General features: G+C 73.3%; 2 protein-coding genes (1 of these 2 running past the window's edge). Both read right to left on the bottom strand.

The features are described 5' to 3' along the window. Window positions 1-5,324 (bottom strand): type I polyketide synthase (locus tag ACIQD6_RS29005; RefSeq protein WP_401887928.1); only part of this gene is annotated, 5,324 nt, incomplete at its 3' end. A gap of 20 nt (window positions 5,325-5,344) precedes the next feature. Further along, window positions 5,345-17,438, bottom strand: partial view of a type I polyketide synthase gene (locus ACIQD6_RS29000; RefSeq protein ID WP_401887903.1) — the 3' portion only. The gene runs 3,656 nt beyond the window's last position; 12,094 of the gene's 15,750 nt are visible here — the last part of the coding sequence; the start codon falls outside the window, past its right edge — the gene reads right to left on this strand; its stop codon occupies window positions 5,345-5,347.

The following is a 17,438-nucleotide window of genomic DNA, read 5'->3' as shown; positions in this document are numbered from 1 at the left end:
AACTCAACAGCCGTCAGCGAATCAAAACCCATCTCCCGAAACGCCAACCCCACCGGCACATCCACCACCGACCCAAAACCAAGAACAGACGCCACCTCAGCGCGTACCGCTTCCACCACGGCTTTGGTCATCTGGGCTTCCGGCAGACCGGTCAGCAGTTCCGCCAGGCCCTCGGTGGCCGGGCGGCGGGAGCGGGGTACGCCGCGGCCGCCGCCTACCAGTCCGCGCAGCATCGTCGGCACGATCTCGGCGTCGCGCCAGACAGTCGTGTCCCAACGCGCCGCCACGAGCAAGGAGTCCGGCAGGTTCCACGCGGTCTGCAGGAGCCCGAGTCCTCCGGAAGCGGACAGCCCGGTGATCCCGCGGCGGGACATCCGGGTCAGGTCGCTCTCGCTCAGGTCGCCGGCCAGGCCCTCGGTCACGTCCCACAGGCCCCAGGCGATCGACTGACCCACCAGTCCGCGCGCTCGCCGCTCCTGCACCAGACCGTCCAGGAACCCGTTCGCCGCCGCGTAGTTCGCCTGTCCCGGGGAACCCACCACACCGGCCACCGACGAGAACACCGAGAAGAACGACAGCTCCATGTTCTGCGTCAGCGTGTGCAGCCACCACGCGCCGCCCGCCTTGCCGCCCATCACCGCATCGACGCGCTCGGGCGAGAGTGAGCCCACCACACCGTCGTCCACCACTCCGGCCGCGTGCACCACCCCCGTCAACGGATGCCCCCCGTCCACCACGGACAGAGCCTCCTCCACACCGGCCCGGGACGACACATCCGCCCCCACCACCCGCACCCGCGCACCCAGCCCGGTCAGCCGCTCCACCCGCTCCACCACAGACCCGGCGAGACCACGACGCCCCACCAGAACCAGATGCCGCACACCACACACCGACACCAACCACTCAGCCACCAACCCACCCAGCACACCCGTACCACCCGTCACCAACACCGTCCCCTCCAGGTCCATCGGGCGCGCTTCGGCGGGGACGGCCGTGATTCGGGTGAGGGTGGGGGTGTGCAGGGAGCCGCCGCGCACGGCGAGTTGGTCCTCGCCCGTGGCGAGGGCCGCACGCAGGAGGTCGGCGGCGATGTCGGTGTCGTCGATGTCCAACAGGGCGAACCGGCCCGGGTGTTCGGACTGGGCGGACCGCACCAGGCCCCACATCGCGGCATGCGCCAGGTCGGCCACGCCCTCGCCCGGCAGCACCTCGACGGCACCGCGGGTGACCAGAACCAGCCGGGAGTCCGCGAGCCGCTCGTCGCCGATCCACTCCTGGACCAGGCGCAGCGTGCGGACGACCGCCGCCCGGGCGGCCTCGGCGGCGTCAGCGTCCGGTTCCATGGGCTCGGTGGCGTACGGCAGGACGACGTCCGTCGGTACGGGGTCGGGCAGTGCGTCCCAGAGGGGCCGCTGTTCCTCGATGCCGAGGAGAAGGCCGGGGAGCGGGGGCAGCCGGTCGGCGGTGGGCCAGCCGGGCAGGTCGTCGCCGAGTACGACCGTCCGGCCGGGCACCGAGGGCGCCGACGGGCGAGCATGTACGGGCCATTCGACCCGGCACAGCAGGCCATCGGAGGTGCGGGAGGCCGTGGCGGAGTGGACGAGCTCCGGCGAGACGGGGCGCAGCACCAGTGAGCCGGCTGTCAGGACCGGCGTGCCCATGGCGTCGGTGGCGTGCAGGGAGACGGCGTCCGTCCCCTCTGCCGGGGAGATCCGTACGCGCAGCCGGTCGGTGCCCGGGCGGTGCAGTTGGACGTCGCTCCAGGAGAACGGCAGCCGTCCGCCGTTGTTCTCCTCCTCCGCGAAGGGGCCGAGGCCGAGGGCGTGCAGGGCGCTGTCGAGCAGCGCGGGGTGCAGGCCGTAGCGGTTGGCCTCCGTGTCGTGCCCGGTCGGCAACTGCACCTCGGCGAAGAGGTCCTGGCCCTGTCGCCAGGCGGCGCGCAGCCCGCGGAAGGCGTCGCCGTACTGGAAGTCGGCATCGGCCAGGCGTGTGTAGAGATCATCGGTGGGGACGGGGGTCGCTCCGGGCGGCGGCCAGGCGGTGGGCTGTGCGAGGGCCGAAGGCGCTTCGGTGCCGGCGGTGAGGAAGCCGCGGGCGTGGCGGTGCCAGGGCGCGTCGTCCGGGGAGACCGGAGAGTCCGAGGCGTCCGCGGCACGGGAGTGGATGGTCAGCGGGCGACGGCCTTCGTCGTCCGGTTCCTCCACCAGGACCTGCACCTCGATCGCGCCCTCGTCGGGGACGATCAGCGGTGATTCCAGAGTGAGTTCGGCGACACATCCCGCGCCGGTGAGCCGGGCGGCGTGGGTCGCCACCTCGAGCAGGGCGGTGCCGGGCACCAGTACCGTGTCGAGGATGCGGTGGTCGGCGAGCCACGGGTGGGAGTCCAGGGCGAGCCGTCCGGTCAGGAGCAGTCCGTCGGCGGCGGCGACGGTCACGGCCGCGCCGAGCAGCGGGTGTTCGGCGCTGTGCAGTCCCGCCGCGGTGAGCCCGTGACTGCCGCCCGGTGTCGAGGTGAGCCAGTGGCGTCGGCGCTCGAAGGCGTAGGTCGGCAGTTCGACACGGTCGCCGTCCGGCGCGGGCAGGGCTGCCCAGTCCACGGCGACACCGTGCGCGTGGGCCTCGGCCAGGCTGGTGAGGAACCGGCTCCGGCCTCCGTCGCGGCGCAGCGAGCCGACAGCGGCGGCCGGTGTCTCGGCCGCCGCGGCCGTGTCGGCCACCGCGGCGAGTAGGGCCGGGTGCGGGCTGCACTCGATGAACTGGCGGTGTTCGTGGTCGAGGAGCAGGCGGACGGTCTCCTCGAAACGCACGGTCTGGCGCAGGTTCCGGTACCAGTACGCGGCGTCCAGTTCTCCGATGTCGATGATGTCGACGGTGACCGTGGAGTAGAACGGGGTGTCGCCCGGGCGTGCGGTGACGTCGGCGAGAGTGCCGAGGAGTTCCTGGCGGATCTGCTCCATCTGTGAGGAGTGGGAGGCGTAGTCAACGGGGAGGCGGCGGGTCTGGAAGCCCTCCGCTGCGGCCTGGCCGAGGAAACTGTCGACGGCGTCGGGATCACCGGCGACGACCGTGGAGGCGGGTCCGTTGACGGCCGCGACGGACAGGTCGCCGTCGGTGTTCGCGGCAAGCCGGCCCTTCTCGATGCGCCGGGCCGCCTCGTCGGCGGGCATGGAGACGGCGGCCATCGCGCCCTGGCCGGACAGACCGCGAAGGGCCCGGCTGCGCAGCGCGACGATGCGGGCCGCGTCGTCCAGGGACAGGGCCCCGGCGACGTACGCGGCGGCGATCTCGCCCTGGCTGTGGCCGACCACGGCGGCCGGACGCACGCCCAGGGAGCGCCACAGGTGTGCCAGCGACACCATCACCGCGAAGAGGGCGGGCTGAACGACGTCGACGCGGTCCAGTGAGGGCGCGCCGGGTTCGCCGCGCAGCACCGGCAGCAGCGACCAGTCGGTGTACGGGGCCAGCGCATCGGCGCACGCCCGCAGGTGCTCGGCGAAGACCGGGTAGGTCTCGTACAGGTCGAGACCCATACCGATCCACTGGGAGCCCTGGCCGGGGAAGACGAAGACGGCGTCGCCGCGCACCGCCTGGCCGGTCACCAGGTGCGGGGTGCGCTCGTCGCGGGTGAGCGCGGCCAGTGCCTGTGTCCGCGTCTCGCGGTCGTCGCCGGTGACGACGGCACGGTGGTCGAAGGGGGTGCGGCCGGTGCGCAGGGAGAGTTCGATGTCGGCGTCGCGCACCTCGGGGCGGGCGGAGACGAGGTCGTAGAGCCGCTGGGCCTGTCCGCGCAGTGCGGCGGGGGTCCGGGCGGCCAGCAGCCACGGCCGGGGCGTCCCGGCCGTGGCTGCTGCGGTTACGTCGGTGGAACCGGTGCCCTCGGTGGAGCCGGCCCCGTCGGTGGAATCCGCACCGTGGCCGGCCGGGGTGGTGTCGGGGGCGTCCGGCGCCTCCATGATGACGTGCGCGTTGGTGCCGCTGACCCCGAAGGAGGAGACGGCCGCGCGGGCCGGGCGGTCGTGCTCCGGCCAGGGCAGTTGCTCGGTGAGCAGGGCCATGGTGCCCGAGGACCAGTCGATCGAGGTGGTGGCCGTCTCGGCGTGCAGGGTGCGCGGCAGGGTCCTGTGCCGCATCGCCATGATCATCTTGATCATGCCGCCGACCCCGGCCGCGGCCTGGGTGTGCCCGATGTTCGACTTGAGCGAACCGATCCGTACGGGGTCGCCCGCCGGCCGGTCGGTCCCGTAGGTGGCCAGCAGCGACTGTGCCTCGATGAGATCGCCGAGCCGGGTGCCGGTTCCGTGCGCCTCCACCGCGTCCACGTCGGCGGCGGTGAGCCCGGCCGCCGTCAGCGCCTGGCGGATCACCGCCTCCTGGGCGGGGCCGCTCGGGGCGGTCAGGCCGTTGCTGGCGCCGTCCTGGTTGACCGCGCTGCCCCGGACGACCGCCAGGACGGGGTGCCCGTTGCGCCGCGCGTCCGACAGTTTCTCCAGCAGCAGGACACCGGCGCCCTCACCCCAGCCGGTGCCGTCGGCGTCGGCGGAGAACGCCTTGCAGCGCCCGTCCGGGGCCAGGCCGCGCTGTCGCGAGAACTCCACGAAGGTGTCCGGGGTGGACATCACGGTGACCCCGCCGGCCAGTGCCATGGAGCACTCCCCGCGCAGCAGGGCGTGCGCCGCCAGGTGCACGGCCACCAGCGAGGAGGAGCAGGCCGTGTCGAGGGTGATCGCGGGCCCTTCCAGGCCGAGGGCGTACGCGACCCGGCCGGAGGCGACGCTCGCGGTGTTGCCCGTACCGACGTACCCCTCGACCTCGGCCGGGATGTCCGACAGGCGCCAGGCGTATCCCTGGCCCATCAGCCCGGAGAAGACGCCGACCTTGCTGCCGCGCAGCGTCCCCGGGTCGATGCCCGCGCGTTCGACGGCCTCCCAGCTGGTTTCGAGGAGCAGCCGCTGCTGCGGGTCCATCGCCAGCGCCTCGCGCGGACTGATCCCGAAGAACTCCGCGTCGAAGTCGGCGGCGTCATGCAGGAATCCACCGCGCTGGACGTAGGAGGTGCCCGCCTCTTCGGCGTCGGTGCCGCGCAGCTCGTCGAGGCTCCAGCCCCGGTCGCGCGGGAACGGGGTGATCGCGTCACCGCCACGCCCGACCAGCTGCCACAGCTCCGCCGGTGAGGTCACGCCTCCCGGGTAGCGGCAGGCCATCCCGACGACGGCGATCGGTTCCCGCGCGGCCGTCACCAGGTCGAGGTGCTCGCGCCGGAGCCGGTCGTTGTCCTTCAGCGCGGCGCGCAGCGCCTGGACGAGCTGATCGGCCGAGGATTGCATGGACGTCACTCCTGGAAGCGTCAGTCTTCGAATGTGTTGAGGGCGATGCGGATCAACTCGTCGGCATCCATGGCGTCGATCTCGCCGGGCCGCTCCTGCGGCTCGGACGACGAACGGCCGTCGCCACGGGCGAGCCGCAGCAGTGTTCCGGTGAGCCCGGCCTCGCGCAGGGTCTGGAACGGAATGGTGGCCAGCAACCGGCGGAAGTCGGCCTCGGTGAGGTCGTCCTCGGAGGCGTCCGCGCCGCCGCCCGTGCCGCCCGTGCCGGCCGGTGCCGCGCTTTCGGCGCTGACCTGCCGGTCGAGGTGTTCGGCGAGCAGCTGCGGTGTGGGGTGGTCGAAGACCAGGGTGGGCCGCAGCTGCACCCCGGTGGCGGCGGTGAGCCGGTTACGCAGCTCGATACCGGTCAACGAGTCGAACCCCAGCTCCTTGAAGGCCCGTTCGTCCTCCACCGTCTCGACGGAGGGGTGCCCCAGGACGGCGGCGGCGTGCTCGCGGACCAGGCCGATGAGTGCCCGGCGCCGCTCGCCGTCCGGCAGCGTGGCCAGCCGGTCGCGGGCCTCGGTCTGCCCGACGGGCGCCGTGCTCCGTGCCCGCGTCCCCCGCTCGGATACGGCAGGACCGGCCAGCAGCGGATGTGTGTGCCGGTGCCGAGGGTCCAGTCGGAGCAGCGCCACGTGGGGGCGGTCCGCCCGTCCCCTGGCCCGGTCCCACAGGCGCAGACCGGCCTCGGTGCTCAGCGGCACCAACCCGGAGGCGGCGATACGTGCCAGGTCGCCCTCGGTGAGGTGGCCGCTGATCCCGCTGCGCTGTGCCCACAGGCCCCAGGACTGCGACTGCGCGGGCAGGCCGCGGGCGTGACGGTGTTCGGCGAGCGCGTCGAGGAAGGTGTTCGCCGCCGCGTAGTTGGCCTGCCCCGCCGCACCGAGCACGCCCGCGGCCGAGGAGAGCAGGGTGAACATCGCCAGGTCGGCGCCACGGGTCAGTTCGTGCAGATGCCAGGCCGAGTCCGCCTTGGCCGCGAGCACCGCGGCGAGCCGCCGCGGGGTGAGCGAACCGATGACCGCGTCGTCGGCCACCCCGGCGGCGTGCAGCACACCGGTCAGCGGGCGGTCAGGGCCGATGCCGTCGAGGAGGGCGGCCACCTGGTCCCGGCGCGACACGTCGCAGGCCACGACGCGCGCCTCGGCACCCGACCGCCGCAGTTCCTCGACCAGTTCGTCGGCCCCCGGTGCCGCCAGCCCCTGACGGCTGGTCAGCACCAGGTTTCGTACGCCGTACTCGGCGACCAGATGCCGGGCCAGCAAGGCCCCGAGGGTGCCGGTGCCACCGGTCACGAGCACGGTGCCGGCCGGGTCCAGCGGCGCGGGAACGGTCAGGACCAGCTTCCCGGTGTGCTTGGCCTGGCCGAGGTGGCGGAACGCGGCCGGGGCCTCGCGGACGTCCCAGGTCGTGATCGGCAGCAGGTCCAGCGCGCCCCGCCGGAGCAGGTCGAGCACCTGGGACAGCATGGCGCCGATCCGGTCCGGCTCCGGATCGGCCAGGTCGAACGTCCGGTACGTCACACCGGCCGGGACCTCGTCCCCGGTACGGACGTCGGTCTTGCCCATTTCGACGAACCGTCCACCGCGCGGCAGCAGTTCGAACGAGGCGTCCACGAACTCACCGGCGAGGGAGTTCAGTACGACATCGACACCACGCCCCCCGGTCACCGCCGCGAACCGGGCGCGGAAGTCGAGGTCGCGGGAGGAGGCCATGTGGTCCTCGGTCACGCCGAGCCCGCGCAGGGTGCCCCACTTGTCGGGATGGGCCGTCGCGAACACCTCGGCGCCGAGATGCCGCGCCAGCTGAATCGCCGCCATACCCACGCCGCCCGCACCGGCGTGGATCAGCACCCGCTCACCGGGGCGCAGATCCGCCAGGTCGCGCAGCGCGTACCAGGCCGTCAGGAACACGATCGGCACCGACGCCGCCTCCGCGAACGACCAGTCCTCCGGCACCACGGCGAGCCTGCGGGCATCGGCCACGGCGCTCGGTCCGAAGCACTCCGGCATGAGGCCGAACACCCGGTCTCCGACGGCCGGTCCGGTCACGTCCGGACCCACCTCGGTCACCACCCCCGCGCCCTCCGCGCCCAGCGCGGCGCGTCCCGGGTACATCCCGAGAGCGACCATCACGTCGCGGAAGTTCAGGCCGGCGGCACGCACCGCCACCCTCACCTGCCCCGGCGCGAGCACTTCCGGAGCAGCCGGACCGGCGACCAGGCTCAGCCCGTCGAGGGTTTGCCCACCAGGGGTCAGTCGCCAGTTCGCGCCCTCCGGGACGGACAGCACGTCGTTGTCCAGCGGCACGAGCCGCGGAGCGAGCAACACGCCCTTGCGGAGCGCTACTTGCTCACGTCCCGCTTCGTGGACCGCGGCCAGGAGACACCCGACGGACACTTCACCGGTCGTGGTGTCGGTGTCACTATCGACCAAGTGGAGTCGGCCGGGGTTCTCCGCGACGGCCGACCTCGCCAGGCCCCAGACCGCGGCGACGGCCGGGTCCACGTGCCGGTCGCCGGGACCGGTGCCGACCGCTCCCGTGGTACGGATCAGCATCCGCGCACCCGAGAGCGCGGGCGCGGCCAGGAACACCTGCACCTGGAAGAGCAGCCACTCCGTGGCGGCGCGAGCCCGCTCCGGCACGGACGCGGCGGAGTTGTCCGGCAGGTCCAGCACCACCCAGCTGGGAGCGGTCACACCGTCGTCCACGCCCCCCACCACGTCTGTCACACCGTCGTGGTGGCCCGCCGACACCAGGGCACAGTCCTCAGGAAGGGACGGCAGCCCGTCCGGAACGACGGCGACCTGGTCCCAGCGCATGAGAAGCGGGGCGTCCTGCGGCGGACGGAGCGCCGCCTCGCTGACCGGCCGGAAGGCGAGGGAATCGACGGTGACAACGGGCCGCCCGGTCGGATCGACGGCCTCGACCGCGACACCGTTCTCACCACGACGCAGCCGGGCGTGCAGGATCCGCGCCCCGGTGGAGTGGACGGTGACACCGGTGAACGCGAACGGAAGCCCGCCATCACCGGTGCTGGGTGTCGCGGCGAGGGCGTGCAGCGCGGCATCCAGCAGAGCCGGGTGCAGCGCGAAGCCGGACGGGTCGTCGGGCAGCACGACCTCCGCGTAGACGTCCTCACCGTCCTGCCAGACCTGCCGCAGCCCCTGGAAGACCGGCCCGTAGTCGAACCCGGCATCGGCCAGCCCCGCGTAGACGTCGTCCGCAGGGACCGGAACTCCGGCCGGGGGCCAGGCCCTGCCCTCCTCGGGGGCATCCGCCGTCCCGGCAAGGATTCCGGTGCCGTGGCGGGTCCACCCACCGTCCCCGGTGTCAGGGCGGGAGTAGATGTCAACGGTCCGTTGCCCGTGCTCGTCGGGGACGTCGACCACGACCTGGACCGCCACGCCCTGCCCGTCCTCGGGCAGCACCAGCGGCGCCTGAAGGGTCAGTTCCCGCACACGCGGGCACCCCACCCGCCGGCCCGCATGCACCGCGAAGTCGACGAACGCGGTCCCCGGCAGCACGACCACGCCGGACACGGCATGGTCGGCGATCCAGGGCTGGGTGGATGCCGACAGCCTGCCCGTGAACACCACACCGCCGTCGGCAAGAGCCACCTGCGCGCCCAGCAGCCGATGACCCGCGACCGCCAGCCCTGCTCCGGTGAGTGACCCGACAGAGGCTCCGGCGTTACCCGCCGCCCAGTAGCGGCGTCGCTGGAACGCGTACGTCGGCAACTCAACCGGCTGTCGCGTCCGGGGAACCCAGTGGGCCCAGTCCACTTCGACGCCGTGGACGTGCAGCCGGGCCAGACCGGTCAGCAGGCTGGTGGCCTGGTCCCGGTCACGCCACATAAAGCTCGCGGCAACCTCGCCCGCACGCTCTTCCATCGCGGCGGAAAGCGCGGGCTGCGGACCGACCTCGGCCCAGATACGAGCCCCCAATTCCCTGGCCGTATGCACCGCGTCGGCGAACCGTACGGGCTGTCGCGCGTGCTGCACCCAGTACGCGGCGCTACCGAAATCAGCACCAGCCAACTCCCCCGACACCGTGGAGACGACCGGGATCTCGGCAGGCCCGAAAGCCAGGCCCGCTATCGCCGCGGAGAAGTCCTCCAGCATCGGGTCCATCAACGGGGTGTGGAAGGCGTGGCTCACCGGCAGCCACCGCGTCCGCACCCCCTCGGCTTCCAGCTTCTCGACCACACCACGCACCGCGTCCACCGCACCGGCCAGCACCACCGACTCCGGCGCATTCACCGCAGCCACCCACACACCGGCAACTCCGCCGACCCGCTCCTCGATCTCCTCAGCGGAAGCAGCAACCGAGGCCATCACCCCGTCACCCGCGAGCCCCCGCATCAACCGGCCACGAACACACGCCAACCGCACCGCATCAGACAGGCTCAGCACACCCGCCGCGACAGCCGCACTGACCTCACCGACCGAATGCCCCACCAGCACATCCGCCCGCACACCACACTCGACCAGGACCCGCCACAGTCCCACCTCCAGTGCCACCAACCCGACCTGAGCGAACACGGTTTCGCCGATGAGATCACCACGACCACCCTCACCGAACAGCACCGGACGCAATGGCTCCCGCAACAACTCATCCGCCACCGCACACACTTCATCCACCACGCCGGCGAAGGCCTCAAACCGCTCATACAACTGCCCGCCCATACCAGCGAACTGAGAACCCTGACCGGTGAACAACACCGCCGTCTTCCCACCCACCGGCGAACCCGTCACCAGACCCTCGGCCGAAACGCCCTCAACCAACGCATCCAGCCCCGCGACCAGATCAGCAACGCCCTCACCCACAACGACCGCACGGTCGTCCAACACCGCGCGACCGGCCAAGGCCGCGGCCACCCCGGCGGCATCCACGTCCTCGCGACCGCGTACAAAGCTCGCCAGTCGCGCGGCCTGCCCCCGCAGACCCGTGTCCCCGCGCGCCGACACCACCCACGGCACCGGCCCCGGCACCTCCATCTCCGCCGCCACCGGCTCAGGGGCAGGGGCAGGGGGCTCCTCAAGGATCACGTGCGCGTTCGTGCCGCTCACGCCGAACGAGGAGACACCGGCCCGGCGCAGACCTCCCTCGTCGGACCAGGGCAGGGCCTTCGTCAGCAGGCGTACGTCACCCGCCGACCAGTCCACGTGCGGCGACGGCTCGTCCACGTGCAGCGTCGCCGGCAGGTTCCCGTGCCGCATGGCCATCACCATCTTGATCACACCGGCCATACCCGCGGCCGCCTGCGTATGACCGATGTTCGACTTCACCGAACCCAACCACAACGGCCGGTCACCGGGACGGTCCTGGCCGTACGTCGCGAGCAACGCCTGCGCCTCGATCGGGTCACCGAGCTTCGTACCGGTGCCGTGGGCCTCGACGACGTCCACTTCACCGGAGCCGAGACCCGCGTTCGCCAACGCCTGCCGGATCACCCGCTGCTGCGAGGGGCCGTTCGGCGCCGTCAGGCCGTTCGACGCGCCGTCCTGGTTCACCGCCGATCCACGCACCGTGGCCAACACGCGATGACCATGGCGACGAGCGTCCGACAACCGCTCCAGCAGCAGTACACCGGCGCCCTCGCCCCAGCCCGTACCGTCCGCCGCAGCGGCGAAGGGCTTGCAGCGGCCATCGGGGGCCAGGCCGCGTTGACGGCTGAACTCCACGAACCCGGCGGGTGTCGACATCACCGTCGCACCACCGGCCAGCGCCAGCGAGCACTCGCCCGCCCGCAGCGCCTGCGCGGCCAGGTGCATCGCCACCAGCGACGACGAACACGCCGTGTCCACCGTCACCGCCGGGCCCTCAAGACCGAACACATACGCCAACCGGCCCGACACCACACTCGCCGCGTTCCCCGTCAGGAAGTAGCCCTCGCTGCTCGCGTCGCCCGGCAGGGACAGGTAGTCCTGGCCGCTGGTGCCCATGAACACGCCGGTCGGGCTGGTACGCAGTGAGTCCGGAGCGATCTGCGCCCGCTCCAGCGCCTCCCAGGTCACCTCCAGCAGCAGCCGCTGCTGCGGGTCCATCGCCAGCGCCTCACGCGGACTGATCCCGAAGAAACCGGCGTCGAACTCGCCCGCGTCGGCGAGGAAACCGCCCTCGCGAGCGTAGGAGGTGCCGCTGCGCTCGGGGTCCGGGTCGTACAGCGCGTCCAGGTCCCAGCCACGGTCCGCCGGGAAACCCGAGATCGCGTCGCCGCCGGAGGCGACCAGATCCCACAACTCCTCGGGAGACTCCACCCGGCCGGGGAAGCGGCAGCCCATTCCGACGATGACGATCGGGTCGTCGCTGTCGGCAGACCGCACCTGGCGGTCCCGTACGTCCTGGCTGCCCCGCGGATGTTCCGGCCGCAGTCCCAGCAGCGTGTCGCGCAGGTGCCCGGCCAGGACGGCGGGACTGGGGTGGTCGAACGCGAGAGTGGTGGGCAGCCGCGTGCCGAGGGCGATGGCCAGCCGGTCGCGCAGCTGGATCGAGGTGAGCGAGTCGAAGCCGAGGCTGCGGAAGGCGCGGCCCTCGTCGACCTCGCCCGGGTCGGCGTGGCCGAGCACCGCGGCGGCTTCGGCGCGTACGAGATCCAGCAGCAGTTGAGTGCCGTCGGCCTCCGACAGGGAGGCCACCCGGCGGCCGATGCCGTCCAGCACCGGCTCGGGATCCTCCTGGGCATCGGTGAACTGGCTCGCGGCCTCCGGGAGTTCGGCGAGTAGCGGGCTCGGACGGGCGCCCGTGAAGAGAGGGACGAACCGGTCCCAGTCCACGTCGGCGACGGTGACCTGTGGTTCGTCCTCCGCGATGGCCCGGCGCAGGGCGACGACGGCGTGGTCCGGGTCCATCATGGTGATCCCGAGTTGTCGCAGCCGCTCAGCGGCGTCCCCGACGGTGGCCATGCCGACGCCCGCCCAGGCTCCCCACGCCACCGAGGTGGCCGGGAGCCCCTGGGCCCGGCGGTGTTCGGCGAGGGCGTCGAGGTAGGCGTTGGCCGCCGCGTACGCCGCCTGACCGCCACCGCCCCAGACGCCCGCGATGGACGAGAAGAGCACGAACGCGTCCAGCTCGGAATCGGCGAACACCTCGTGCAGTACGGCGGCGCCCGTGGTCTTCGCGGCCAGGGTGTCCGCGATCTCGTCCGGTGCGGTGTCCGCGAGGGACGCGTGGCGGCTGATCCCGGCGGCGTGCAGTACGGCGCGGATCGGGTGGCCCTCGGCGGACACCCGGGCGACGAGGTCGGTGACCGCGCGGTGGTCGGTGACGTCGCAGGCGGCGACGGTCACCCGGGTCCCCAACTCGGCTACGAGACGGGCCGCCTCGGGGCCGTCGGCGCCGGAGCGGCTGACGACCACCAGGTGGTCCGCTCCGTCGCGGGCCAGCCGGCGGGCCACGTGTGCGCCGATCCCGCCGGTGCCGCCGGTGATGAGGACCGTACCGCGGGGCTGCCAGACGCCGGAGGCGGAGGGGGCGGGGGCGGCGGCGCGGGTCAGTCTCCGCCCGAGGACGCCGGTGGGCCGGATCGCGACCTGATCCTCGCCGGTGCCTCCGGTGACGACGGCGCAGAGCCGGTCGTACGCGGTGTCGTCGGGCTCGGCGGGCAGGTCGGCGAGCCCGCCCCACCGCCGCGGGTGTTCCAGGGCGGCGACCCGGCCGAGGCCCCAGAACTGGGCCTGGGCGGGGTCGGTGACGGTCGCGGCGTGGTCGGCCGCGACCGCGCCGCGCGTCACGCACCACAGCCTGGTCCCGGCCACGGCCCCGGCCACAGCCACGGCCCCGGTCTCCGTCTCCGTCTCCGTCTCGGCGAGCGCCTGGATCAGCCGTACGGTTCCGGTCAGGCCCGCGGCCGGTTCGGGGCGGCCGGGGTTCGGTCGCCGGTCGAGGGCCAGCAGGGACAGGACCCCGGCCGGCGGGACGTCCGCCGTGCCGAGCGCGTCGCGCAGTGCCGTGCCGGCGTCGGTGTCCTCGTCGACGGTGAGCAGGTCGGCCCATACGCCGCAGCGGGTCAGCGCGGCAAGCACGTCGGCCGCCTCCGTCGCGGCCTCCGTCGCGGAGGGCGCGACGACGATCCAGGTGCCGGTGGGGCGGGGCCCGGGCAGGTCGGTCAGCCGACGCCAGCCGACCCGGTAGCGCCAGCCCTGGACCGCGGACTCGGTGTGGCGACGCTCGCGCCACGCGGACAGCGCGGGCAACAGCTCGGGCAGTTCCACCGTCTCGGCCACGCCCAGCTCATCGGTGAGCGACGTGACGTCCCCCCGGGCCACCGCGTTCCAGAAGCGGGTGTCCGCCGGGTCGGCCGCGGGCACCGGGGCGGGGGTGGCGTCCGGCCAGTAGCGCCGCCGCCGGAACGGGTAGGTCGGCAGGGGTACGGACCGTCCGCCCCAGCCCGTGGCGATCGTCGGCCAGTCCAGCGGGACGCCACGGGTGTGCAGTTCGCCGAGTGCGGCGGTGACGGCGCGCGGCTCTGGCCAGGTCGGGCGCAGCATCGGTACGAATGCCACGTCGTCCACGGCGTCGGGTAGGCAAGCGGTCCCCATCGCGGACAGCACTCCGTCCGGGCCGAGTTCGACGAAGACGGTAACGCCGCGGGAGTGCAGCCAGCTGATGCCGTCGTGGAAGCGGACGGTCTCCCGCACGTGCCGCACCCAGTACTCCGGCGCGGTGGCCTCGTCGGCGGCGAGGGCGGTACCGGTCACGTTGGAGACGATCGGGATACGCGCGGGGGCGAGGTCCAGTTCGCTCGCGAGGTCGCCGAAGGCGGCGAGCATGCCGTCCATCCCGCTGGAGTGGAAGGCGTGGCTGACATTCAAACGCCTTTGTTTGACGCCGTGTTCGGCGCATCGCGCGGCGATGTCCCGGACCGCTTCCTCGTCGCCGGAGAGCACTGTGGCGGCGGGACCGTTCACCGCCGCGATGTCGACGCGGTGCTGGTGGCCGTCGAGCAGCGGCGCCAAGTCCTCGGGGGCCACGGCCACGGCGAGCATCGCGCCGCCCTCCGGCAGCGCCCGCATGAGGCGGCCCCGGGCGGCGACGAGCCGCGCGGCCTCGGGCAGGGTGAGCACCCCGGCGACGTACGCGGCGGTCAGTTCGCCGATGGAGTGGCCGAGCAGGTAGTCGGGGCGCAGCCCCCATCCCTCCAGCAGCCGGTAGAGCGCCGCTTCCACGGCGAACAGGGCGGGTTGGGTGTAGTCGGTCCGGTCCAGCAGGGCCGCCTCGGGGGTTTCGGGCTCGGCGTGCAGTACGTCGAGCAGGGGCCGCTCCAGTTCCGGGGCGAACGCCGCGCACACCTCGTCCAGGGACGCGGCGAAGGCCGGGTACCGGCCGTACAGCGCGCGGCCCATGCCGACGCTCTGGCTGCCCTGGCCGGGGAAGAGCACGGCGACACGGCCCTCGCCGGCCACGCCGCGCAGGGCGGCGGGCGCGGGGGCACCGTCCGCCAGCGCGGTGAGCGCGGTGAGCAGCTCGTCCCGGTCCGGGGCCAGCACCACGGCCCGGTGTTCCAGGGCGGCGCGGGAGGTGGCCAGCGTGTGGGCGAGGTCGGACAGTGTCAGGTCCGGGTGGGTCGTGAGGTGCTCGTGGAGCCCGGCGGCCTGGGCGGCCACCGTGGCGTCGTCGCGGGCGGACAGCAGGATCGGGAGCGCCTCGCCTGAAAATACCTCCTCCGGCAGGACCTCCCCTTGACCGACTTGCCCAACCTGCCCGACTTGCCCGGCTTGCCCGAAGCGCGTTGTGGGGAGCGGAGGTTCAGGAGCCTCCTCGATGATGAGGTGCGCGTTGGTGCCGCTCACGCCGAACGAGGACACACCTGCCCGGCGCGGGCGGTCGTCGCGGTCCCACGGCACCGCCTCGGTCAGCAGCGACACCTCACCGGCCGACCAGTCGACGTGCGGGGACGCCTCCTCGGCGTGCAGGGTCCGCGGCAGCAGCCCGTGCCGCAGCGCGAGCACCATCTTGATCACACCGGCGGCGCCCGCGGCGGCCTGCGTGTGGCCGATGTTCGACTTGATCGAGCCGATCCGCAGCGGACGGTCCGTCGGCCGGTCCCCGTACGCGGCGATCAGGGCCTGTGCCTCGATCGGGTCGCCCAGCACGGTGCCCGTGCCATGGGCCTCGACCGCGTCGACGTCCGCGGGTGTCAGGTCGCCGTCGGCCAGCGCCGCCCGGATCACCCGCTGCTGCGACGGACCGTTCGGCGCCGTCAGCCCGTTCGACGCACCGTCCTGGTTGACCGCCGAGCCGCGGACCACAGCGAGGACCGGATGGCCGTTCCTGCACGCGTCGGACAGCCGCTCCAGCAGAAGGACGCCGACGCCCTCGCCCCACGCGGTTCCGTCGGCCCGCGCGGAGAACGGCTTGCAGCGGCCGTCCGGTGCCAGACCGCGCTGACGGCTGAAGCTGACGAACGCGTGGGGGGTGCTCATGACGGTGACGCCGCCCGCCAGGGCGAGGGAGCACTCCTGGCGGCGCAGTGCCTGGCTCGCCAGGTGGATGCTCACCAAGGAGGCCGAGCAGGCGGTGTCCACGGTCACGGCGGGGCCCTCAAGACCGAGCGCGTACGCCACCCGCCCGGACAGGACACTCGCCGCGTTCCCGGTGGCGGCGAAGTCCTCGCCGTCCGGCACCTCGCCGAGCAGGCCCGCGTAGTCCTGCCCGTTGGTTCCGGCGAACACGCCGGTGCGGCTGCCGCGCAGCGACGAGGGGTCGATCCCCGCGCGTTCGAGCACCTCCCACGACGTTTCGAGGAGCTGGCGCTGCTGCGGGTCCATCGCCAGCGCCTCACGCGGGCTGATCCCGAAGAAACCGGCGTCGAACTGGGCCGCGTCGGAAAGGAATCCGCCATGCCGGACGTACGAGGTACCCGGCCCGTCGGTCCCTGGGGCGTACAGCCGGGAGAGGTCCCAGCCGCGGTCGGTGGGGAACTCGCTCATCGCGTCGACGCCGTCCGCCAGCAGCGCCCACAGGTCCTCGGGCGAGCGCACCCCGCCGGGCAGTCGGCAGGCGACTGCCACGATCGCGATCGGTTCGTCGGCATCCGGCGCGGTCGCCGCCGGCCCGGGCCCCTCCACCTTCGCCCGCGTCGTGCTGTCGGCCCCGCCCAGTTCGGCGTCGAGGCACGTGGTCAGCCGGCCGACGGTGGGATGGTCGAAGACCAGCGTGGCCGGCAGCGTCAGGCCGGTCGCCACAGTGAGCCGGTTGCGCAGCTCAAGACCGGTCAGCGAGTCGAAGCCCAGCTCCCGGAAGGGGCGTTCGGATTCGATGGCGGTCGGATCGGCGTGTCCCAGGACCGCCGCGACCTGATCGCGGACGAGGTCGAGCAGGGCCGTGTGGCGTTCGGAACCGGGCAGGGCGGCGAGCCGCAGCGCCGTCTCCGGCAAGGCGGGGCCCGTGGCGTCGGCAGTGGGCGCGCCGTCCGAGGCGAGAGCGCCGCGTGCGTCGGGCAGGTCGGCGAGAAGCATGCTGGAGCGTGCGGCGGTGTACGCGGGCGTGAACCGGGACCAGTCGACGTCCGCCACCAGCACGGTGGTCTCGTCGGCGCCCAGCGCCCGTCCCAGGGCGGCGAGCGCCAGTTCGGGCGCCATCGACCGGACACCGGTGCGCCGCAGCCGCAGCACGGTGGCCGCGGACCGCGCGGCCATGCCGTCACCGGCCCAGGCCCCCCACGCCATCGCGGTGGCCGGCAGCCCGGCGGCCCGGCGCTGCTCGGCCAGCGCGTCCAGAACCGCGTTGGCAGCGGCGTAGTTGCCCTGCCCTGCGCTGCCGAGCACTCCGCCGAACGCGGAGAAAAGCACGAAGGCGGCCAGTGGCAGGTCACGCGTCAGCTCGTCCAAGTACCCGGCGGAGGTCGCCTTGGCGTCCAGCACCGACGACAGCCGGCCAGGGGTCAGCGCCGACAGCGGGACGTCGTCCAGGACGGCGGCGGCGTGCACCACTGTGGTCAGGGGGTACGCGGCGGGCACGGCGGCGATTGCCTCGGCCAGCTCGGCGCGGCAGGTGACGTCGCAGGCTCGGAGGGTGACCCGGGTGCCATGTGCCTCCAGGTCCCGCCGGAGGTCGTCGGCGCCGGGG

It is taken from the genome of Streptomyces sp. NPDC088400 (assembly GCF_044753355.1).
Taxonomy (GTDB): Bacteria; Actinomycetota; Actinomycetes; order Streptomycetales; family Streptomycetaceae; genus Streptomyces.
The sequence above is the reverse complement of the archived record's forward strand: the minus strand, read 5'-3'. Positions and strand labels throughout refer to the sequence as shown.